The 18,805-nt window shown below is 67.7% G+C and carries 16 protein-coding genes, 1 tRNA gene and 1 riboswitch; of the genes, 13 read left to right on the forward strand and 4 right to left on the reverse strand.

Annotated elements, in window-relative coordinates; genetic code table 11:
* The first annotated feature begins 78 nt into the window (after positions 1–78).
* From WS66_RS24685 to WS66_RS24720, 6 genes are all read left to right on the forward strand, one after another.
* The gene (locus tag WS66_RS24685) at positions 79–591 is read left to right on the forward strand and encodes a disulfide bond formation protein B (RefSeq protein ID WP_059598988.1); all 513 of its coding nucleotides are present in this window, start codon (positions 79–81) and stop codon (positions 589–591) included.
* A gap of 613 nt (positions 592–1,204) precedes the next feature.
* Positions 1,205–2,209: a xanthine dehydrogenase accessory protein XdhC gene (xdhC, locus tag WS66_RS24695; protein ID WP_059598986.1), complete on the forward strand. Its 1,005-nt coding sequence runs from the start codon at positions 1,205–1,207 to the stop codon at positions 2,207–2,209.
* An 18-nt stretch (positions 2,210–2,227) separates the two neighbouring features.
* Positions 2,228–3,253, forward strand: coding sequence for an adenosine deaminase (locus WS66_RS24700; RefSeq protein WP_059598985.1), 1,026 nt, complete (start codon positions 2,228–2,230; stop codon positions 3,251–3,253).
* 27 nt (positions 3,254–3,280) lie between these two features.
* Complete coding sequence (locus WS66_RS24705; protein WP_236872948.1) at positions 3,281–3,562, forward strand: hypothetical protein; 282 nt, start codon at positions 3,281–3,283, stop codon at positions 3,560–3,562.
* Between the two features lie 16 nt (positions 3,563–3,578).
* Entirely contained in the window at positions 3,579–4,898 is a 1,320-nt protein-coding gene (gene guaD, locus WS66_RS24710; RefSeq protein WP_059598984.1) for a guanine deaminase, read from the forward strand.
* A gap of 96 nt (positions 4,899–4,994) precedes the next feature.
* Positions 4,995–5,133: riboswitch (yybP-ykoY riboswitch) on the forward strand.
* Positions 5,134–5,210: 77 nt separating this feature from the next.
* Positions 5,211–5,783 (forward strand): TMEM165/GDT1 family protein, encoded by a 573-nt coding sequence (locus WS66_RS24720; protein WP_059448199.1) that lies wholly within the window; start codon positions 5,211–5,213, stop codon positions 5,781–5,783.
* A 51-nt stretch (positions 5,784–5,834) separates the two neighbouring features.
* On the opposite strand, the gene WS66_RS24725 is transcribed toward WS66_RS24720, so the two are convergent.
* Positions 5,835–6,536: a DUF4136 domain-containing protein gene (locus WS66_RS24725; protein ID WP_059598983.1), complete on the reverse strand. Its 702-nt coding sequence runs from the start codon at positions 6,534–6,536 to the stop codon at positions 5,835–5,837.
* Positions 6,537–6,722: 186 nt separating this feature from the next.
* On the opposite strand from WS66_RS24725, the gene pepN reads away from it, so the two are divergent.
* From pepN to WS66_RS24765, 7 genes are all read left to right on the forward strand, one after another.
* On the forward strand, positions 6,723–9,416 hold the full coding sequence (gene pepN / locus WS66_RS24735) for an aminopeptidase N (RefSeq protein WP_059598982.1): 2,694 nt from the start codon (positions 6,723–6,725) through the stop codon (positions 9,414–9,416).
* 283 nt (positions 9,417–9,699) lie between these two features.
* Positions 9,700–10,719 carry a class 1 fructose-bisphosphatase gene (locus tag WS66_RS24740; protein WP_059598981.1) on the forward strand — a complete coding sequence of 340 codons (1,020 nt, stop codon included), beginning with the start codon at positions 9,700–9,702 and terminating at the stop codon, positions 10,717–10,719.
* 208 nt (positions 10,720–10,927) lie between these two features.
* Positions 10,928–11,003 (forward strand) — tRNA-Thr (locus WS66_RS24745).
* A gap of 180 nt (positions 11,004–11,183) precedes the next feature.
* Positions 11,184–11,993 carry a helix-turn-helix transcriptional regulator gene (locus WS66_RS24750; protein WP_059598980.1) on the forward strand — a complete coding sequence of 270 codons (810 nt, stop codon included), beginning with the start codon at positions 11,184–11,186 and terminating at the stop codon, positions 11,991–11,993.
* Between the two features lie 175 nt (positions 11,994–12,168).
* Positions 12,169–13,914 (forward strand): FAD-dependent oxidoreductase, encoded by a 1,746-nt coding sequence (locus WS66_RS24755; RefSeq protein WP_059598979.1) that lies wholly within the window; start codon positions 12,169–12,171, stop codon positions 13,912–13,914.
* Positions 13,911–14,132 (forward strand): hypothetical protein, encoded by a 222-nt coding sequence (locus WS66_RS24760; protein ID WP_059598978.1) that lies wholly within the window; start codon positions 13,911–13,913, stop codon positions 14,130–14,132. Before WS66_RS24755 ends, WS66_RS24760 begins: the two co-directional genes overlap by 4 nt.
* Before the next feature lie 225 nt (positions 14,133–14,357).
* Positions 14,358–14,612, forward strand: a complete 255-nt coding sequence (locus WS66_RS24765; protein WP_059530096.1) for a GlsB/YeaQ/YmgE family stress response membrane protein — start codon at positions 14,358–14,360, stop codon at positions 14,610–14,612.
* Positions 14,613–14,700: 88 nt separating this feature from the next.
* On the opposite strand, the gene WS66_RS24770 is transcribed toward WS66_RS24765, so the two are convergent.
* From WS66_RS24770 to WS66_RS24780, 3 genes are read right to left on the reverse strand one after another with little or no spacing between them, the layout of a single operon-like run.
* The gene (locus tag WS66_RS24770) at positions 14,701–15,183 is read right to left on the reverse strand and encodes a TlpA family protein disulfide reductase (protein ID WP_059598977.1); all 483 of its coding nucleotides are present in this window, start codon (positions 15,181–15,183) and stop codon (positions 14,701–14,703) included.
* Positions 15,180–16,439 carry a sialidase family protein gene (locus WS66_RS24775; protein ID WP_059598976.1) on the reverse strand — a complete coding sequence of 420 codons (1,260 nt, stop codon included), beginning with the start codon at positions 16,437–16,439 and terminating at the stop codon, positions 15,180–15,182. The genes WS66_RS24770 and WS66_RS24775 overlap by 4 nt, the downstream gene beginning before the upstream one ends.
* The gene (locus tag WS66_RS24780) at positions 16,427–18,775 is read right to left on the reverse strand and encodes a TonB-dependent receptor (protein WP_059598975.1); all 2,349 of its coding nucleotides are present in this window, start codon (positions 18,773–18,775) and stop codon (positions 16,427–16,429) included. Before WS66_RS24780 ends, WS66_RS24775 begins: the two co-directional genes overlap by 13 nt.
* Positions 18,776–18,805 lie beyond the last annotated feature (30 nt).

The raw sequence follows: 18,805 nt of genomic DNA on the forward strand, positions 1-18,805 counted from the left end.
TCAGTTTCGTGCCAGATCGTTCGCGCTAAAATCGCGCGATTGTTTATCGGACCGACCAACGACAGGAATCCCGCCGACATGAACGACTCCACGCTCGCACTCCGCCGTGAACGCCGCCTGCTGATGCTGCTCGGATGGGTGTGCATCGCCCTGCTGGCCGGCGCGCTTTATCTGCAGTACGTGAAGAACGAAGATCCGTGCCCGCTGTGCATCATCCAGCGCTACTTCTTCGCGGCGATCGGGATCTTCGCGTTCCTGGCGGCCGGGATGCGCAACTGGCGCGGCATCTGGGTGCTCGAGCTGCTAATCGCGATCGCCGCGGCCGGCGGCGTCGGCACCGCCGCGCGACACCTTTCGATCCAGATGAATCCGGGCTTCAGCTGCGGCTTCGACACGTTGCAGCCGATCGTCGACAGCCTGCCGCCCGCCCAGTGGTTCCCCGGCATGTTCAAGGTCGCCGGCCTGTGCGAGACCGTCTACCCGCCGATCTTCGGCATCCTGCTGCCCGGCTGGGCGCTGATCGGCTTCGCCGCGATCCTGATTCCCGTCGCCTCGAGCCTCTGGCGCCATCGCCGCAAGCTGGCAGGCTGACCGGACGCGCCACGTTCCGGCCGACCGGTCGAGGCCGCGCAGGCGCTTCGCGCTGCTCACCCGGCCGCACCGGCGCAGCCCCGACGCGGCCGCACATGCCGGCCGCGCGTAAACACCTACCCTGCCGCAACCCGGATTTCAGGGCGAACGCACCTCACGCGACAGCCGCGCGCACGCCCCGCCGCGCATGCGTTTCGGCCCGATGCCCGTGCATCGGCGCCCCGATCCCGCACGGCGGGCCTATGATCGACATGATCGCCGTCTGATAGCCCGGATCACCGCCCGGCAATGTTTCCGCCGCCTTGCGGTGCTATCTTCGCGACTGGATGGCGATCTACGTGCGCGAGGCCAGTTGCCTCACCTCCTGCGTAACGCGCGCCCGATCCGCAATGTCGACTGGATTCATCATGACAACGCAAACCATCCGCATCCTTCACCCTCATGGCGTCCGCACGTCCCGCGACGTCGTTCGCGCGCGCCTTCGGCGCACGGCCACCGCACCGAATTCGCAGTCGGGCAGCCGGCCCGCGTCGCTTTCGTCCGCCCTCGTTGCCGCGGCGCCCGCCACCCCGCGCCGCGCGTCGCGCCGCGTCGTCCCGACCGGAGCGTGCTGATGGAAGCCTGGCTCGGCGATCTGCAGCAGTTGCTCGCGCACGGCGAAGCGGCCGTGCTGGTGACGGTGGCGCACACCGACGGCTCCGCGCCGCGCGAGGCCGGCACCAAGATGCTCGTCACGCGCGACACGGCCCGCCATACGATCGGCGGCGGTCATCTGGAATGGAAGGCGATCGAGATCGCGCGGCACCTGCTGAAGGACGGCGCGCACGTGCCCCACGCGCGCCGGCTCGAACGGCTCGCGCTCGGCCCGAGCCTCGGCCAGTGCTGCGGCGGCGCGGTCGTGCTCGCGTTCGAGCGGCTCGACGTCGGCGACCTCGGCTGGATCATGTCGCTCGCCAAGCGCGTCGCGGCGGGCGCCGCAACCGTGCGTAGCGTATCATTCGGCCCCTCGCCGGGCGCGCCGCTGCTGAGCGAGCCCGAATCGCCCGCGGCGCGCGCCGATTGCCTGCTGTGGGAAACCGGTGGCGTGTCGCTGATGACCGAAACGATCGCGCCGTATGCGTTCCCCGTCGTGCTGTTCGGCGCGGGACACATCGGCACCGCGCTCGTGAAGGTGCTGGCGACGCTGCCGTGCCACGTGCACTGGATCGACGGGCCCGACGCGGTGTTCCCGCCGGCCGACGCACTCGCCGGGATCGGCAATCTCGCGATCGACGCGGTGGCCAGCCCGGCCGATGCCGTCGATACGGCGCCGCCGCATGCGTACTTCGTCGTGATGACGCACGACCACGCACTCGATTTCGTGCTGGCCGAGCGCATCCTGCGGCGCGGCGACTATGCATACTTCGGGATGACCGGCTCGCGCACCAAGCGCGTGCAGTTCGATCATCGGCTGGCGGCGATCGGCATCGACCCGGCCCAGGTCGCGCGGATGCGCTGCCCGATCGGCGTCGAAGGCATCATCGACAAGGCGCCCGAAGTGATCGCGATCTCGGTGGCCGCGCAGTTGCTGCAGGCCGTCGAGGCGAACGCGCCCGCACTGGCTTCCCCTACATTCTGACCGACCAAGAACAACGCCATGACCCCGACCTTCAAGGACAAGATTGCCCGCGCCCCGAAAGCGGAGCTGCACATCCATATCGAAGGCTCGCTCGAGCCCGAACTGATTTTTGCGCTCGCGCAGCGCAATGGCGTGAAGCTCGCATACGAGTCGATCGACGCGCTGCGCGCCGCGTATGCGTTCACCGATCTGCAGTCGTTCCTCGACATCTATTACGCCGGCGCGAGCGTGCTGCTGACCGAGCAGGATTTCTACGACATGACGGCCGCATACTGCGAACGCGCACTCGCCGACAACGTCGTCCACACCGAGCTGTTCTTCGACCCGCAGACGCACACCGAACGCGGCGTGCCGATCGAGACGGTCGTTGCCGGCATCGACCGCGCGCTCGCCGATGCCGAGCAGCGCGGGCTGTCGAGCAAGCTGATCCTGTGCTTCCTGCGCCACCTGTCCGAAGACGATGCGCTCGCGACGTTCGAATCCGCGTTGCCGCTGTTCGAACGCTATCGCCACCGGCTGATCGGCGTCGGTCTCGATTCGTCCGAGCTCGGCCATCCGCCGACGAAGTTCGCGCGCGTGTTCGAGAAGGCGCGTGCGCTCGGGCTGAAGCTCGTCGCACATGCGGGCGAGGAAGGCCCGCCCGCCTACATCTACGAAGCGCTCGACGTGCTGAAGGTCGACCGGATCGACCACGGCGTGCGCAGCATCGAGGACGCGGCGCTCGTCGAACGCCTCGCGCGCACGCGCACGGCGCTGACCGTGTGCCCGCTGTCGAACCTGAAGCTGTGCGTGTTCGACGACATGGCGAAGCACACGCTGAAGGCGCTGCTCGATCGCGGCGTCGCGGTGACGATCAACTCCGACGATCCGGCCTATTTCGGCGGCTACGTGAACGACAACTACTTCGCGACGGTTGACGGGCTGCAGCTGACGGACGCCGAAGTGCACACCGTGATCCGCAACGGCTTCGAGGCGTCGTTCGTCGACGCCGCGCAGCGCGACGCGCTGATCGCGCGTCTCGATTCGTACTGGCAGGCCGCGTGACGGCTGGCATCGAGGTTCGCTAGACAGATGAAACACATCGACGGCATCCGCTTCGTGGCGACCGGTTTGGCCCTGCGCCACGTCGGCCGCGTGCGTGCACCGCGCACGCACGCGCGCGTCGCGCCAGTCGCCCGCGTGGCGACGGCGTTGTGCGGCGTCGCGCGCCGAAGCCTGTCGTTGCGGCTCGTCATGCAGCTCGCCGCCGCGCCCCGGCCTTCGCGCTTCGCCGCATCGCGCATGCCCGAGCAGCGCCCGCCATGCCGTCGCTCGCGCGGCGCCGACCGTTTTCTTCTGTTCGCCTTACCTTGATGCAGGACCATTCGTCATGACGCAAACCGCTTTCCGTTCCCAACTGCTCACCTTCAACGGCGACCCGGCGCAGTCGAGCCAGGCCGCGAACCACGAGACCGACGGTCTCCTGATCGTCGACGACGGCAAGGTCGTCGCGGCCGGCCCGTATGCGCAGCTCGCCGCGACGCTCGCGCGCGACGCGATCGTCCACGACCTGCGCGACAAGCTGATCGTGCCCGGCTTCATCGACACGCACATCCACTATCCGCAGACGGACATGATCGCGTCGCCGGCGCCGGGCCTGCTGCCTTGGCTCGACAAGTACACGTTCCCGACCGAGCGCCAGTTCGGCGATCCGGAACATGCGCGCGAAGTCGCCGACTTCTTCGTCGACGAACTGCTCGCCTGCGGCACGACGAGCGCGCTCGTCTACTGCACCGTGCACAAGCAATCGGCCGACGCGCTGTTCGCGGCGAGCGACGCGCGCGACCTGCGGATGATCGCGGGCAAGGTGCTGATGGACCGCAACTGCCCCGAGTTCCTGCGCGACACCGCGCAATCGGGCTATGACGACAGCGCCGAGCTGATCGGCCGCTGGCACGGCAAGGGCCGCCAGATGTACGCGCTCACGCCGCGCTTCGCGCCGACATCCACCGAGGCGCAGCTCGAAGCATGCGGCGAACTCGCGCGTCGCCATCCGGACGTGTTCGTGCAGAGTCACGTCGCGGAAAACGTCGATGAAGTGAAATGGGTGGCCGAGCTGTTCCCCGGCCACCGCAGTTATCTCGACATCTACGACCGTTACGGGCTGCTGCGCCCGCGCGCGGTGTACGGCCACTGCATCCACCTCGACGACGAGGACCGCCGCCGGATGGCCGAGACGCGCACCGTCGTCGCGCACTGCCCGACGTCGAACTTCTTCCTCGGCAGCGGGTTGTTCGACTTCGACAAGGCCGGCGAATTCGACGTGCCCGTCACGCTCGCCACCGACGTCGGCGGCGGCACGTCGTTCTCGATGCTGCAGACGATGAACGAGGCGCACAAGGTCGCGCGGCTGTCGGGCCACCACCTGACGGCGACGCGGATGTTCTGGCTCGCGACGGCCGGCGCCGCCCAGGCGCTCGACCTCGCCGATACGGTCGGCACGCTCGCGCCGTGCACCGAGGCCGATTTCGTCGTGCTCGACCCGCAGGCCACGCCGTTGCTCGCGCGCCGCACGAAACGCGCGGAGTCGCTGGAAGAACTGCTGTTCGCGTTCGCGCTGCTCGGCGACGACCGTGCGGTGTACCGCACCTATGCGGCCGGCCAACTCGTGCACGAGCGCGGTGCCGCGCACCGCACCGCCGCCGCGTAACTGACGCGCGCTTGCCCATGCCTGCCCCGGCGTGCGTCGCGAGGCAGGCCGGAGCAACCGGATTCGCACGGCGCGCGCCGCACGCCGTGCTAGAATTCGCCGCTCATTGGGGAGTAGCCGCTCCGCTCGATGTCCCGCGCCAACGGCGCGCATCGTGACGGAGGCGTCCGTCAACAGACTTGGCCTTTCGGCCATGGCGGACGCAGCCACCAAGGCCTGGCGAGACCGATGGTTCACTGCGCGCCGCATCAGGGCCCGGCGCGCGGCGGATCGTCGCTCGCACGCACAACATCGGCCCGTGGAACCCCATACGTGTCTCAAGCCTTCCTGATCTCCACCGGCGCCGTCGCCCTCGCTGAAATCGGCGACAAGACCCAACTGCTGTCTCTCGTGCTGGCCGCGCGCTACCGCAAGCCCGTGCCGATCATTCTTGGCGTGCTCGTCGCGACGCTCGTGAACCACGGTTTCGCCGGTGCGCTAGGCGAATGGCTCGGCGCGCTCGTCACGCCGTCGATCATGCGCTGGGCGCTCGCGTTCTCGTTCATCGCGATGGGGCTGTGGATCCTCGTGCCGGACAAGCTCGATGCGGACGAAGCCAATGCCAACCGCTCGCGGCTCGGCGTGTTCGGCGCGACGCTCGTCGCGTTCTTCCTCGCGGAAATGGGTGACAAGACGCAGATCGCGACCGTCGCGCTCGCCGCGCGCTTCCAGGATTACATCGGCGTGGTGGCCGGCACGACCTTCGGGATGATGCTGGCGAACGTGCCCGCGATCCTGCTGGGCGACCGTTTCGCGCACCGCCTGCCGACGAAGCTGGTGCACGGTATCGCGGCCGTGCTGTTCGTCGTGCTCGGCGCGCTGGCGCTGCTGGGCGTCGGGGCCTGACGCACGCAGCAAGTGGCGCGACCGGGCGGCCGCGCCGGTGTCGATATCGCGCTACTTCGCGACCGCCGCGCCCGATGCCGGCACGGCCGGCACCGCACGCTCGTTGGCGGCCGGTGCGGCCGGCCCGCCGCGCTTGTCGACCGGCAGCCGCACCGTGCGGATCGCACCGTTCGCCAACGGGAAATCGGTGAGCGCGCTGCGCGCGAGGAACGGCATCGCATACAGCAACGCCCCGTTGTCGCCGGTGGTGCGCGCGGTCACGTTATAGACTTCCTTGCCGGTCGCGCGCTCGGTGATCCGGATGCCGAGCGTGTAGTCGAAGACCTGGTAGGTCTGCGCGACGTAGCCTGCCGGCATCGGCCCCCAGGGCCCCCACGGGCCCCACGGCCCGCCGCGCCAGTACGGCCCCGGCCCCATCAACCACGGGTCGTAGTAAACCGGTTGCGGCACCGTCACCAGATCGCTGCCGACCCCGTAGGCCAGCCCGACCAGATAGCGGGCCTGCGCGGCCGGCACCTGCCTGAATGCATACGCGGACAGTTCGTTCGCGACGATCGGCTCGTAGGTCGACTGCTCGATGCTGTGCTTCTGCGCATCCGTGCGTGTGAAGGCATAAGTGCGTGTCGCGTCGCTGCCGCTCCAGTCGGAGAATGCCGTGACCTGCGTCGTCACGTAGCTGGTGCAGCCCGTCAGCAGCGTCACGCACAGCACCGCCGCCCAGCCCGCACCGCGAAAAATCCAATCGTGTTTCATGTCGATCCTCGTCGATCCGTCACCCGTGCGTCGCAACGCGCGAACTGCACGGGATGCCGATAATACGCGGACTCCCGGAACCGGTAAAAAGTTCGCCCGGCACGCAGCCGCCAGCCTTTGTACAATGATCCGGTTCGCCCGGCCCGCGTCGCGGGCCCGATCCCCATTCCACCGATCTCGACGACCATGTCCGACAACGCCTCTTCCACCGTGATCCGCCGCGCCGACTACACGCCGCCGGCCTTCCTCATCGATTCCGTCGCGCTCGAATTCGATCTCGCGCCGGCCCGCACGATCGTCAGGAATACGATGCGCGTGCGCCGCAATCCGGACGCGGCGCCGACCCCGCATCTGGAGCTGCTGGGCGAAGCGCTCGAATTCCTCGGCGCGCAGCTCGATGGCGCGCCGTACGGCGCGGTGCGCGCGCACGAGCACGGGCTGACCGTCGAAAACGTGCCTGACGCGTTCGAGCTCACGCTCGACAGCGCGTGCGCGCCGGACCAGAACACGACGCTGTCCGGCCTGTACGTGTCGAGCGGCAACTTCTTCACGCAGTGCGAGGCGGAAGGCTTTCGCCACATCACCTACTTCCTCGACCGCCCTGACGTGATGGCGTCGTATACGGTCACGCTGCGCGCCGACAAGACGGCGTATCCGGTGCTGCTGTCGAACGGCAATCTCGTCGACTCGGGCGAGCTGCCCGACGGCCGCCACTTCGCGAAATGGGAAGACCCGTTCCGCAAGCCGAGCTATCTGTTCGCGCTGGTCGCGGGCAAGCTCGTCGCGATCGAGGAGAAGATCACAACCGGCTCGGGCAAGGAAAAACTGCTGCAGGTGTGGGTCGAGCCGGCTGACCTCGACAAGACCCGTCATGCGATGGATTCGCTGATCCACTCGATCCGCTGGGACGAAAAGCGCTTCGGCCTCGAGCTCGATCTCGACCGCTTCATGATCGTCGCGGTCGGCGACTTCAACATGGGCGCAATGGAGAACAAGGGGCTCAACATCTTCAACACGAAGTACGTGCTGGCGAACCCCGAGACCGCGACCGACACCGACTTCGCGAACATCGAATCGGTGGTCGGCCACGAGTATTTCCACAACTGGACCGGCAACCGCGTGACCTGCCGAGACTGGTTCCAGCTGAGCCTGAAGGAAGGGCTGACGGTGTTCCGCGACCAGGAATTCTCGGCCGACATGGCCGCGGGCGACGACGTCGCATCCGCGGCCCGCGCGGTCAAGCGCATCGAGGACGTGCGCGTGCTGCGTCAGCTGCAGTTCGCCGAGGACGCGGGCCCGATGGCGCACCCGGTGCGCCCGGAAAGCTACGTCGAGATCAACAACTTCTACACAATGACCGTCTACGAGAAAGGCTCGGAAGTCGTGCGGATGTACCAGACGCTGTTCGGCCGCGACGGCTTCCGCAAGGGGATGGACCTGTACTTCAAGCGCCACGACGGTCATGCCGTGACGTGCGACGACTTCCGTCACGCGATGGCCGACGCGAACGGGCGCGACCTCGCGCAGTTCGAGCGCTGGTACAGCCAGGCCGGCACGCCGCGCGTGTCGGTGAAGGCCGCCTACGACCCGGCCACGCGCCGTTACACGCTCACGCTCGCGCAGGGCTACGGCGATGCGTCGCCGGCCGCGCGCGAAACGCAGCAAGGGCCGCTCCTGATCCCGTTCGCGATCGGCCTGATCGGCCGCGACGGCCGCGACCAGCCGCTGCGTCTCGACGGCGAAGCCATGGCGGCAGGCACGACGCGCGTGCTCGACTTCACCGATACCGAGCAGACCTTCACGTTCGTCGACGTGCCGGAACAACCGCTGCCGTCGCTGCTGCGCAATTTCTCGGCACCGGTGATCGTCGAGTACGACTACAGCGACGACGACCTCGCATTCCTGCTCGCGCACGACAGCGACCCGTTCAACCGCTGGGAGGCCGGCCAGCGCCTCGCGACGCGTGCGCTGCTGACGCTCGCCGCGCGTGCCGCCGCAAAAGAGCCGCTCACGCTCGGCGAGAATTTCGTCGCCGCGTTCCGCCGCGTGCTGACCGATGAAAACCTGTCGCCCGCGTTCCGCGAACTCGCGCTGACGCTGCCGTCGGAAACCTATCTGGCCGACCAGATGGCGGAAGCCGATCCGGCCGCCGTGCATCGCGCGCGCCAGTTCGTGCGCCGCCAGCTCGCGACCGCGCTGCGCGCCGAGTGGCTCGCCGCGTACGCGCAGCACGAGACGCCGGGCGCGTACGAGCCGACGCCCGACGCATCTGGCCGCCGTGCGCTGAAGAACCTCGCGCTCGCGTATCTCGCCGAACTCGAGGATCCGGCCGACGCCGTGCGCATCGCGACCGCGCAGTACGACGCGGCGAACAACATGACCGATCGTGCCGCCGCGCTCGGCGCGCTGCTGTCCGCTGCGGCATCGGGCGCGAACGACGCGGCCGCGCGCGCGCTCGACGACTTCTACCGTCGCTTCGAGAAGGAAGCGCTCGTGATCGACAAGTGGTTCGCGATGCAGGCCGCGCAGCGCGGCACGGCCGCGCAGCCGACGCTCGCGAAGGTCCGCAAGCTGATGGCCCACCCTGCGTTCAACCTGAAGAACCCGAACCGCGCACGCTCGCTGATCTTCAGCTTCTGCGCGGCGAACCCGGCGCAATTCCACGCGGCGGACGGCTCGGGCTACGCGTTCTGGGCCGAACAGGTGCTCGCGCTCGACGCGATCAACCCGCAGGTCGCCGCGCGCCTCGCCCGCTCGCTGGAACTGTGGCGCCGCTTCACGCCGGCGCTGCGCGACCGGATGCGCGATGCGCTCGAGCAGGTCGCCGCCGGCGCGAAATCGCGCGACGTGCGCGAGATCGTCGAAAAGGCACTTGCGTAACGTCACGCACGCGATTCGCCTCGCGTGCGACGAAGCCGGCGCCGCCCCGTTGCGGCGCCGGCTTTTTTGTCGTCTGAAGGTTGGCGGGGTCGGAGCCGGACCACGCGTTCGTGGCGCCCGGTTTTCCCGCCGCTTCCGCGCCGATCCGCCGCGTCACGCACGCCGGAACCCGGCCGAGTCAGCCGACCGACCATGTAACCGGACGAAAAAAGGCGGCGGGTCGGGAGGCGCGCCGGGTAAAATTGCGGCAATTCAAGGATTCTTTGGCCTTTCGGAGTCTGTCATGTCCATTGCCCGCCGCACCACGCTGTCCAAGTTCCTGATCGAGCAGCAGCGTGAGACCAACAACCTCCCCGCCGACCTCCGCCTGCTGATCGAAGTTGTCGCCCGCGCATGCAAGGCGATCAGCTACAACGTGTCGAAGGGCGCGCTCGGCGATGCGCTCGGTACCGCCGGCAGCGAGAACGTCCAGGGCGAAGTGCAGAAGAAGCTCGACATCCTGTCGAACGAAATCCTGCTCGACGCGAACGAATGGGGCGGCAACCTCGCCGCGATGGCGTCGGAAGAAATGGAAACGTTCTTCCCGATCCCCGCGAACTACCCGCGCGGCGAATACCTGCTCGTGTTCGACCCGCTCGACGGCTCGTCGAACATCGACGTGAACGTGTCGATCGGCACGATCTTCTCGGTGCTGCGTTGCCCGGACGGCAAGCAGGCCACCGAGGAATCGTTCCTGCAGCCGGGCACGGAGCAGGTCGCGGCCGGCTACGCGGTGTATGGCCCGCAATCGGTGTTCGTGCTGACGACCGGCAACGGCGTGAACTGCTTCACGCTCGACCGCGAAGTCGGCTCGTGGGTGCTCACGCAAAGCAACATGCAGATCCCGGCCGATACGCGCGAATACGCGATCAACGCATCGAACGCACGCCACTGGTACGAACCGGTTCAGCGCTACGTCAGCGAGCTGAACGCCGGCAAGGAAGGCCCGCGCGGCGACAACTTCAACATGCGCTGGATCGCGTCGATGGTGGCCGACGTGCACCGGATCCTGAACCGCGGCGGCATCTTCATGTACCCGGCCGACAAGCGTACGCCCGATCGTCCGGGCAAGCTGCGCCTGATGTACGAAGCGAACCCGATGTCGTTCATCGTCGAACAGGCCGGCGGCGCCGCGACGACCGGCACGCAGCGCATCATGGAAGTGCAGCCGACCGGCCTGCACCAGCGCGTCCCGGTGTTCCTCGGTTCGAAGAACGAAGTCGAGCGCGTGACCGGCTATCACAACGAAGGCGAAGGCAAATAAATTTGCACTGCAGCACTAGACGGAGGTGCGAGACGCCAGTACAATCGCGCCTTCGCGATGTGGCCCTGACAGGCTGCATCGCAGTGAAGTGAAAGCGGGGAGTCCGCCGGATCGATGGTTTCGCGAAACAGCAGCAGCAAGCTGAAAAAAATTCGCAAAACCTATTGCCAAGATCTCGGATTTGACCATATAATTTCATTTCTCTGCTGCCGGTGTAGCTCAGTTGGTAGAGCAGCGCATTCGTAATGCGAAGGTCGTAGGTTCGACTCCTATCTCCGGCACCAAGATATAAAGGCCTGATAAGCATCGCTTATCAGGCCTTTTCTCTTTAGCGGCCACGATTTCCGATACACGAAGTCCCGCACCACCTCTGCGTCATTTCCGCGTGCGGGCATCCCCCGACTCCCGCACCGCGCGCCGCCGATTACAATTGCCGGATCACCTGGCCCTCCCCCCTCCGCATCATGCGCATCTGGCGCCTCGAGCGACCGAACCTCGGCGGGCAACTGGACGTGTCCCGCGCAACCGGTCTCGTTACCGTGATCGGCGGCAGCGAGCCGAATGCGTTCGCCGCGGAAATCCTGAAGCTGTTCGACGATGCGCTGTCCGTCACGCAGTGCACGATCTTCGCGTACGAATTCGGCAACCGTCCACGCACCATCTCGGTCGCCGATCATCGCGGCGGCCGCTACCTGCGTGACGTCGCCGACACCTACGCGCGGCATTTCTATGCACTGGACGGCAACCAGAAGATCGTCTCGGCCGCCGGTCGCGGCACGCACCGCCACGACGTGGTGCTGCATCAGCAGGCCGGCGACGAGATCTGCCACGACGCATATCGCGCAGCCTGCTACCGCGGCCCCGACGTGTCCGATCGCGTCGCGTTGCTAATGCAGCCGAACGACTCGACCTGGCTGTCGATCAACTTGTATCGCGCGCGTCGCAGCGGCGCGTTCCAGCCACGCGAGATCGCGGCCATCGAAACGCTCGCACCGCTGATCGCGCAGGCCGCGCGGCATCACTATGCGCTCGCCGGCGCGGCGCAGATCGGCATCCCGCAACTGATGCTCGCGCGGCTGCGCGGCGCATGCCCGGCACTGTCCAAGCGCGAACTCGATGTGCTGCGCGGCGTGCTCGAAGGCCAGACCGCGCAGGAGATCGGTGAGACGATCGGCGTGAAGGCCTCCAGCGTCGTCACCTACCAGAAACGCGCGTACCGGCGCCTCGGCATCTCGAGCCAGCGCCAGCTGTTCGCGCTGTGCCTGCAGCCCTGAACGTCGACTGCCGATCCTGAGCGCGTCGGGGTAAGTCCCGGCCCGCCGCCGGCCGAGCGCTGTACCCGGAATGGGGACAGCGGTGTTCGATACGGCTTCCATACTGCATCCAGCCTGCCGCACGCATCGCGTCGTCGAGCGTGCGCATTCAAACAGTGCAACCTGGAAGCCAACGATGGGCATCGAATTCAAGCCATATCCGTTCGTCGCCGCGCGCCATCCCGCGCACCTGCCGACCTGCAGCGACGGCGTCGACATGCAGCGGCACCGCGTCGCGATCGTCGGCGGCGGGCCGGTCGGCCTCGCGGTCGCGCTCGGCCTCGCCAATCACGGCATCCGCAGCGTGCTGCTCGAAGCCGACGATTCGGTCTGTCACGGCAGCCGCGCCATCTGCATCTCGCGACGCAGCCTCGAGATCATCGAGCGGCTCGGCGCACTCGACGGTTTCCTCAGCGTCGGACTGCCGTGGAGCGGCGGACGCAGCTTCCATCGTCACGAAGAAGTGCTGCATTTCACGATGCCGCAGGACGAAAACCAGAAGCTGCCGCCGATGGTGAACCTCGCGCAGTATCACATCGAGCAGTTCCTGCTCGATGCCGCGCTGCGCCGCCCCGAGCTCATCGAAATCCGCTGGCAGACGAAGGTCGCCGGCGTCACGCGGCGCCCGGACGGCGTGCGTCTCGACGTCGATACGCCACTCGGCGGATACGCACTCGATGCCGACTGGGCCGTGGCGAGCGACGGCGGGCGCAGCACGATGCGCGATGCGCTCGGCCTGTCGCTCCAGGGCACCAGCTACGAAGGCCGTTACGTGATCGTCGACATCGCGCTCGACAGCGATCGGCCGACCGAGCGGCTCGCCTACTTCGACCCGGCGTCGAACCCGGGCTCGACCGTGCTCGTCCACAAACAGCCCGACAACGTGTGGCGGATCGACTACCAGCTGCGCGACGATGAGGATCCCGAAGCGGCCGTCAAACCCGAAAACGTGATCCCGCGTGTGCAGAGCCTGCTCGACATGATGGGCGAGCGCGGCGACTGGTCGCCGATCTGGATCACGATCTACAAGGCGAACGCGCTGACGCTCGAACGCTACCGGCACGGCCGCGTGCTGTTCTGCGGCGACGCCGCGCACCTCGTGCCGATCTTCGGCGTGCGCGGCGCGAACTCGGGCATCGACGACGCCGACAATGTCGCTTGGAAACTGGCGTACGTGATTCGCGGGCTCGCGTCGGACGCACTGCTCGACAGCTATTCGGACGAGCGCGTGTTCGCGACGCACGAGAACCTGCGCTACGGCACCAAGAGCACCGAGTTCATGGCGCCGCCGTCGTTTGCGTTCGACCTGATGCGCAAGGCCGTGCTGACGCTCGCGGTCCGGCATCCGGCGTTGCGTTCGCTGATCAACCCGCGTCAGACATCGGCCATCGCTTACACGGCGTCGCCGCTCAATGCGGACGAACGCGATGCGTTCTCGGCTGGGCCGGCGCCCGGCATGGTACTCGCCGAATGCCCGCTGATGCTGCAGACGTCGAGCGACATCGGCAACGACAGCGGCGCGCGTCGCGGCCACCTGACCGATCTCGTCGGCTCGCGCTTCACCGCGTTCCGCTTTACACGCGACGGTGCGCCCGATCCGTCGTTCGTCGATCTCGAACGCCGCCTGCACGACACCGGCATCCCGTTCGCGCTCGTCACGCTCGCGCGGCATGCGGCACCGCAACACCCGGGAGGCGGCGGCTACGATGTCGACGGCCGGCTGTTCGATCTGTACGGCGCGCGCGACGGCACCGTCTATCTGGTGCGTCCGGACGGACACGTGCTCGGCCGCTGGCACGATGCGCGCGCCACCGACCTGAGCGCCGCACTCGAACGCGCACTTCACCCGCACACGTCAGCCGATCCTCAGGAGAACGCATGATGACCGACACCGAACGCGACGTCCTCTACACCAACCTGTGCCGCACGATGACCCGCATCGGCGAAACCGACGCGTCGCTCTTTCTCGCCCGCTTCGCGCTGCTGGCGATCGAGGCGATCGGCGACGCGGCAACCATCACCCGCCTAATCGCGGACGCCGGCGACGGCCTGCCCGACACGGGCGCACCGGCGCCGACGCATGGACGATGTGACACATGACGCACCGATTGCGTGCCACCATCCATTTCTTACGGATTCATTTCGTAGGCAGACGAATCCCCTGGAAAATCCCGATAAGGGTGCATAACATTACTTAACGATTCCGACCCGTCTATCGCGTTACATTGCGTGGGCGGCGCGGCGGGTCGCATGCCGCCTTCATGCAGCTTGCGGCGAAACAGCCGACGTCCGGTCATTTCGACTCAACACTAGGAGAGGATCACCATGACTCATGGCTTGATTATGTGGCTCATCATCGGCGCGATCGCCGGCTGGCTGGCGGGCCTGCTCGTCAAGGGCGGCGGGTTCGGCCTGATCGTCGATATCATCGTCGGGATCGTCGGCGCGGTGATCGGCGGCTGGCTGGCCGGGGTGCTCGGCATCAGCCTCGGCAGCGGCTTCATCGGCTCGGTGATCGTCGCGGTCATCGGCGCCGTGATCCTGCTGTTCGTGATCCGTCTGTTCAGACGCGCGGCCTGACGATCTTCTCGCGCGCCTTCGGGCGCGCTTTCGTTTCGTAGTTGCATCGAAGCGGCGCGCGGCATTGCCCGCGCGCCGCCTTCCGGTTTCACTGGCGCTTGCCGCGCCGCAACCAGCCGTCGAGCACGTCGGTCGTCAGCAATCCGCTGCGGGCCTCGCGTGCGCCATCGCGTCCGATCCACACGGTACGCGGCATTTCTCCCCGCCATCCCGCATCGAGTGCCGCCCGCAGACGCTCGGGCATCGGCTCCGCGTTCGCATACTGCGCGACCTGCGGCGGCAGGTTCATTTGCGCGAGCGCCTGCGCGATCGCCGCACCGTTGTCGTCGTACGCGTCCATCGAGACCATCGCGAGGCGCACGTCCGGATGCCGGCGCTGCCACGCGACCAGATGCGCGGCGTTCTCGCGGCAGTAGCCGCAATCGAGCGACCAGATCTCGACCGCGAGCGGCCGTTCGAGCGCCGTCGCGTACAACTTCGCGGCCTCGGACGCGCGCAGCGGCCGCAGTTCACCGGCCCATGCGGGCAGACTCGCAAGCACGGCGCAGATCGACACCAGCAGCCGTTTCATTGCGCCCCCTCCACGGAAATCAGCCGATAGCCGTCGTTACGCGTACGCCACGACAGGTAGAGGCGTCCTGCATCGTCGAGCAGTTGCGGGTTGTCGCTCGCGCCCGAGGTCGACGCGATCACGCGCGGCGCCGACCAGTGCTCGCCGCGATCGTCCGAGCGACGCAACTTGATCTGCATCGTGTCGCCGTCGAACGCCTTCCATGCGAGCCAGACGACATCACCGCGCGCGACGAGCGCCGCGTGCGATGCCTGCTCGGCCGGTACCGCCGGATTCGCGCCGAACGCCCAGGGTGTGCCGAGCGGCCTCCCATCGGCGCCGATGCGCGAGTAGAACACGTCGGCGCGGCCGTCGACGACGCCGAACCACGCGATGTGGCGCGTGCCGTCCGGCGCGATCGCGAGCGCCGGCCCGTGCTCGGGGCACGCCTCGACGTGCCAGTTCGAGAACGTCGCGCGCACCGGCGCGACGGGCTCCGACGCCGACACGGGCAGCACCGCGAGCTCATGGTCGCGGATCTGCCCCGGGAATACGTTGCGCCACACGGCTTCGATATGTCCGGCCGGATCGATCGCCATCGCGATGCGGCAGCATTCGCATGTGTGATCGGTCACCTTGCGCTCGGGCTCGAACGACGCGCCGCCGTCGCGCGACACGGCGTAGTAGACGGCCGCGCCGTCGTACGCCCGCCCCGCCGCCTTCGCCGCAACGAGATCGCGCTTGTCGATCCACGCGATCGCGATGTTGCCCGCCGGATCGACTGCCATCATGTCGAAGCGGTGCGTGATCGCCTGCCGGTCGCGATGCACGGTGACGGGCACGCTCCAGGTCGCGCCGCCGTCGAGCGAACGCGAAAAGCGCACCATGCCGGTGTACGGCGCATCGAGCGGCATCGACCACGACACGTATACCGCGCTACCGTCCGGGCTCGTCGCGAGCTTCGGGCGATTTTCCGCACTCGTGTAGATCGGCTCGGGCATCGCGTTGACGGTCGCAGGTGCGGACAACGTGCGGCCCGCGTCATCCGAGTGCGCGACGACGACGTGCGCGCCTTCGACCCATGCGACCCACAGCCTGTGCCGCACGTCGAATGCGGCGCCGGTCGCGAGCGGCTGCTTCTGCTGTGCCGGCGCGGCCTGCACGCTCATGTGCGCCGCATGCGGATCGACGGTGTTCGGCGCGTCGTGCGCACCTGCGGGCGACAGCGCCGCGAGCCACAGCGCGCAGCCTGCCGCGAACGATTTCACAGCGACCATTTCAGTTCTCCAAAGAAAGTGCGGCCCGGATACGGGTGGAACACGTAGTAGCGGCGGTCAGTCAGGTTGTCGATGCCGACCGACGCGACCCAGTGACGGTCGAACCGGTAGCGTGCCTTCAGGTCGACGACCGTGAAGGTGCTCGTGCCGCCGTACACGTCCGGATTGACGTCGCTGTTGTCGAGCGTATTGAACTGGCGGCCCGAGTAGCGGACGCCGACGCTCGCGAGCCAGTGTTCGTCGAAGCGGTACGACGCGAGCAGGTTCGCGCGCATGCGCGGGATGCGCGGAAAGCGCGAACCGACGTAAGCCGGATTCGCGGCGTCGGCCAGAATCCGCGCGTTGCTCGCCGACACGTTCGCGTCGATGTCGAGCCCGCGCAGCCCGACGCTCTGGCCGCTGAATGCGAGTTCGACGCCACGTACGCGCACGCGATCGACGTTCGAGATGTTGGTGACGGTCGACGCGCCCGACACCGTCGTCTGGCTGTAGATCGAATCGCGCAGGTCGCTCTGGAACACGCTCGCGCGCACGACGCCGACGCCCACGTCGCGCTCGGCCGTGAAGTCCCAGTCGATCGCCTTTTCCGGCCGCAGGTTCGGGTTGTTGTTGACGATCGCGTTGTTCGAGATCGTGCCCTGGAACAGTTCGCCGACCGTCGGGAAGCGCGTGCCGGTCGCGAACGACAGCCGGAAGCGCCAGACGTCCGTCGCGTCCCATTGCAGCGCGACTTTTGGCGACAGCGCATTCGCGTTGCGGTCCGCGTAGCCGAGCATGCCGTTGGCGTTGCCAAGCGCGCCGCCGTACGCATCCCAGCGCTCGTAGCGCAGGCCGAGGGTCGCGAGCCAGCCGGGCGCGAAACGCCACGCGTCCTGCGCGAACAGCGCCTGCGTGCGCGTGTCGCCCCGGTAGACGCTCGCGAGCGACGTAGTCGGCCCGGCCAGCCAGTCGGCCGTGTTGTACGTGACGTTGCGCAGGAAATAGTTGTCGTAGTGATAGCCGAACGTGAACGCGTGGCCCTTCACTTCCGGCGCCTCGGCCTTCAGGTCGAACGTGCGCCAGCCCGTGCCGTCGCCCTGGAACAGCGTGCCCGCCCCGCCCTGCACGGTCGACGCCGCGCGCAGCACGTCGCGCGATACGTCGTATGCCGACACGACGCCCGACAGCCGCCAGCCCGAATCCAGCCGACCGTTCAGGCCGAGCGCGTACAACCAATTCTCCTGGTCGCCGCGCTGCGGCGCGAACGCGCTCGGCGCGACGGTCATGTTCCGGCCGCCAATCGACACGTTGCCACCGTAGACGGGATTGCCGGCCGCATCGCGCAGGAAGGTTTCGCCGTGCTGCCGGTAATGGTTTTCCCAGTGCCCGAGCGTCAGCGTCGCGTCGACGCGGTCCGAAAACGCATAGCCCATCCGGACCGTCTCGTTGAGCTGCTCGGTCCGCTCGATGGTCTGCGCGCCGACGATCGTACGCGGCTTGCCGTTCGGCCCGATGTCGGCAGCCGCCCCCGTCACGGGCACCGCGGCGCCGAGCTTCGGGTTGTAGGCTGAATTGGGGCTCGCATACTGCATCGGCTGGCCGTCGTTCTCCAGCCGGTCAAGCGACAGCGAAAACCAGAACTTGCCGACGCGGTTCGCGATCCGCGCGGTCTGGTGATTGCCGCCGAAGCTGTCCGCGAACCCGTAGCCGTCGTGATAGCGCTGCGTGAAGAACTGCGTCGACAGCGACGCCTCGAGCGCATCGGGGCGCCGCGTCGTCAGCAGCACGGTCGAGCCGATCGCGTTGCCGGGATACAGCGCGGAAAAGGGACCATACAGCACGTCGACGCGCGCGATATCGTCGGGCGCGATCAGCGACCAGCGCGGCGGATACGCGTAACTCGAACCGAGCAGGTTCGACAGAAGCAGCCCGTCGGCGTAGACGAGCCCGCGCGCGCTCTGCAACTCGTTGAAGTCGCGGCCGGCGAACACGCTGTTGCGGTCGCCGATGTAGCGCTTGCGAACCATCAGGTTGGGCGCGTACTTCAGCGCGTCCTCGGTGGTGACGTTGGTGTGCGCGTCGATCTGCTCGCGCGTGATCGACTCGACGACGGCCGGCGTATCGGGATCGACGGGTTGCCGCCGGGCGGAAACGCTGACGGCGGTCAGCGTGTCGCCCGTCGTCGCGGGCGCGGCAACCGGTGCGGCACGGCCGGCCGGGTTGCCCAAACCGCCGGGCGCGGGGTCCGCGGATGCGCCATCGATCGTGGCCGCCTGCGCGGCAGGCCAGACAAAAACTGCCGCGCAGGCGAGCGCGAGCCGGCCACGCGACGGCCGCGCGGGGAAGGTGAACGACATGGATGAATTCCTGAAAACGTGACCGGACGC

Origin of the sequence: Burkholderia sp. LA-2-3-30-S1-D2, from assembly GCF_001523915.2 — a bacterium.
GTDB lineage: Bacteria > Pseudomonadota > Gammaproteobacteria > Burkholderiales > Burkholderiaceae > Burkholderia > Burkholderia diffusa.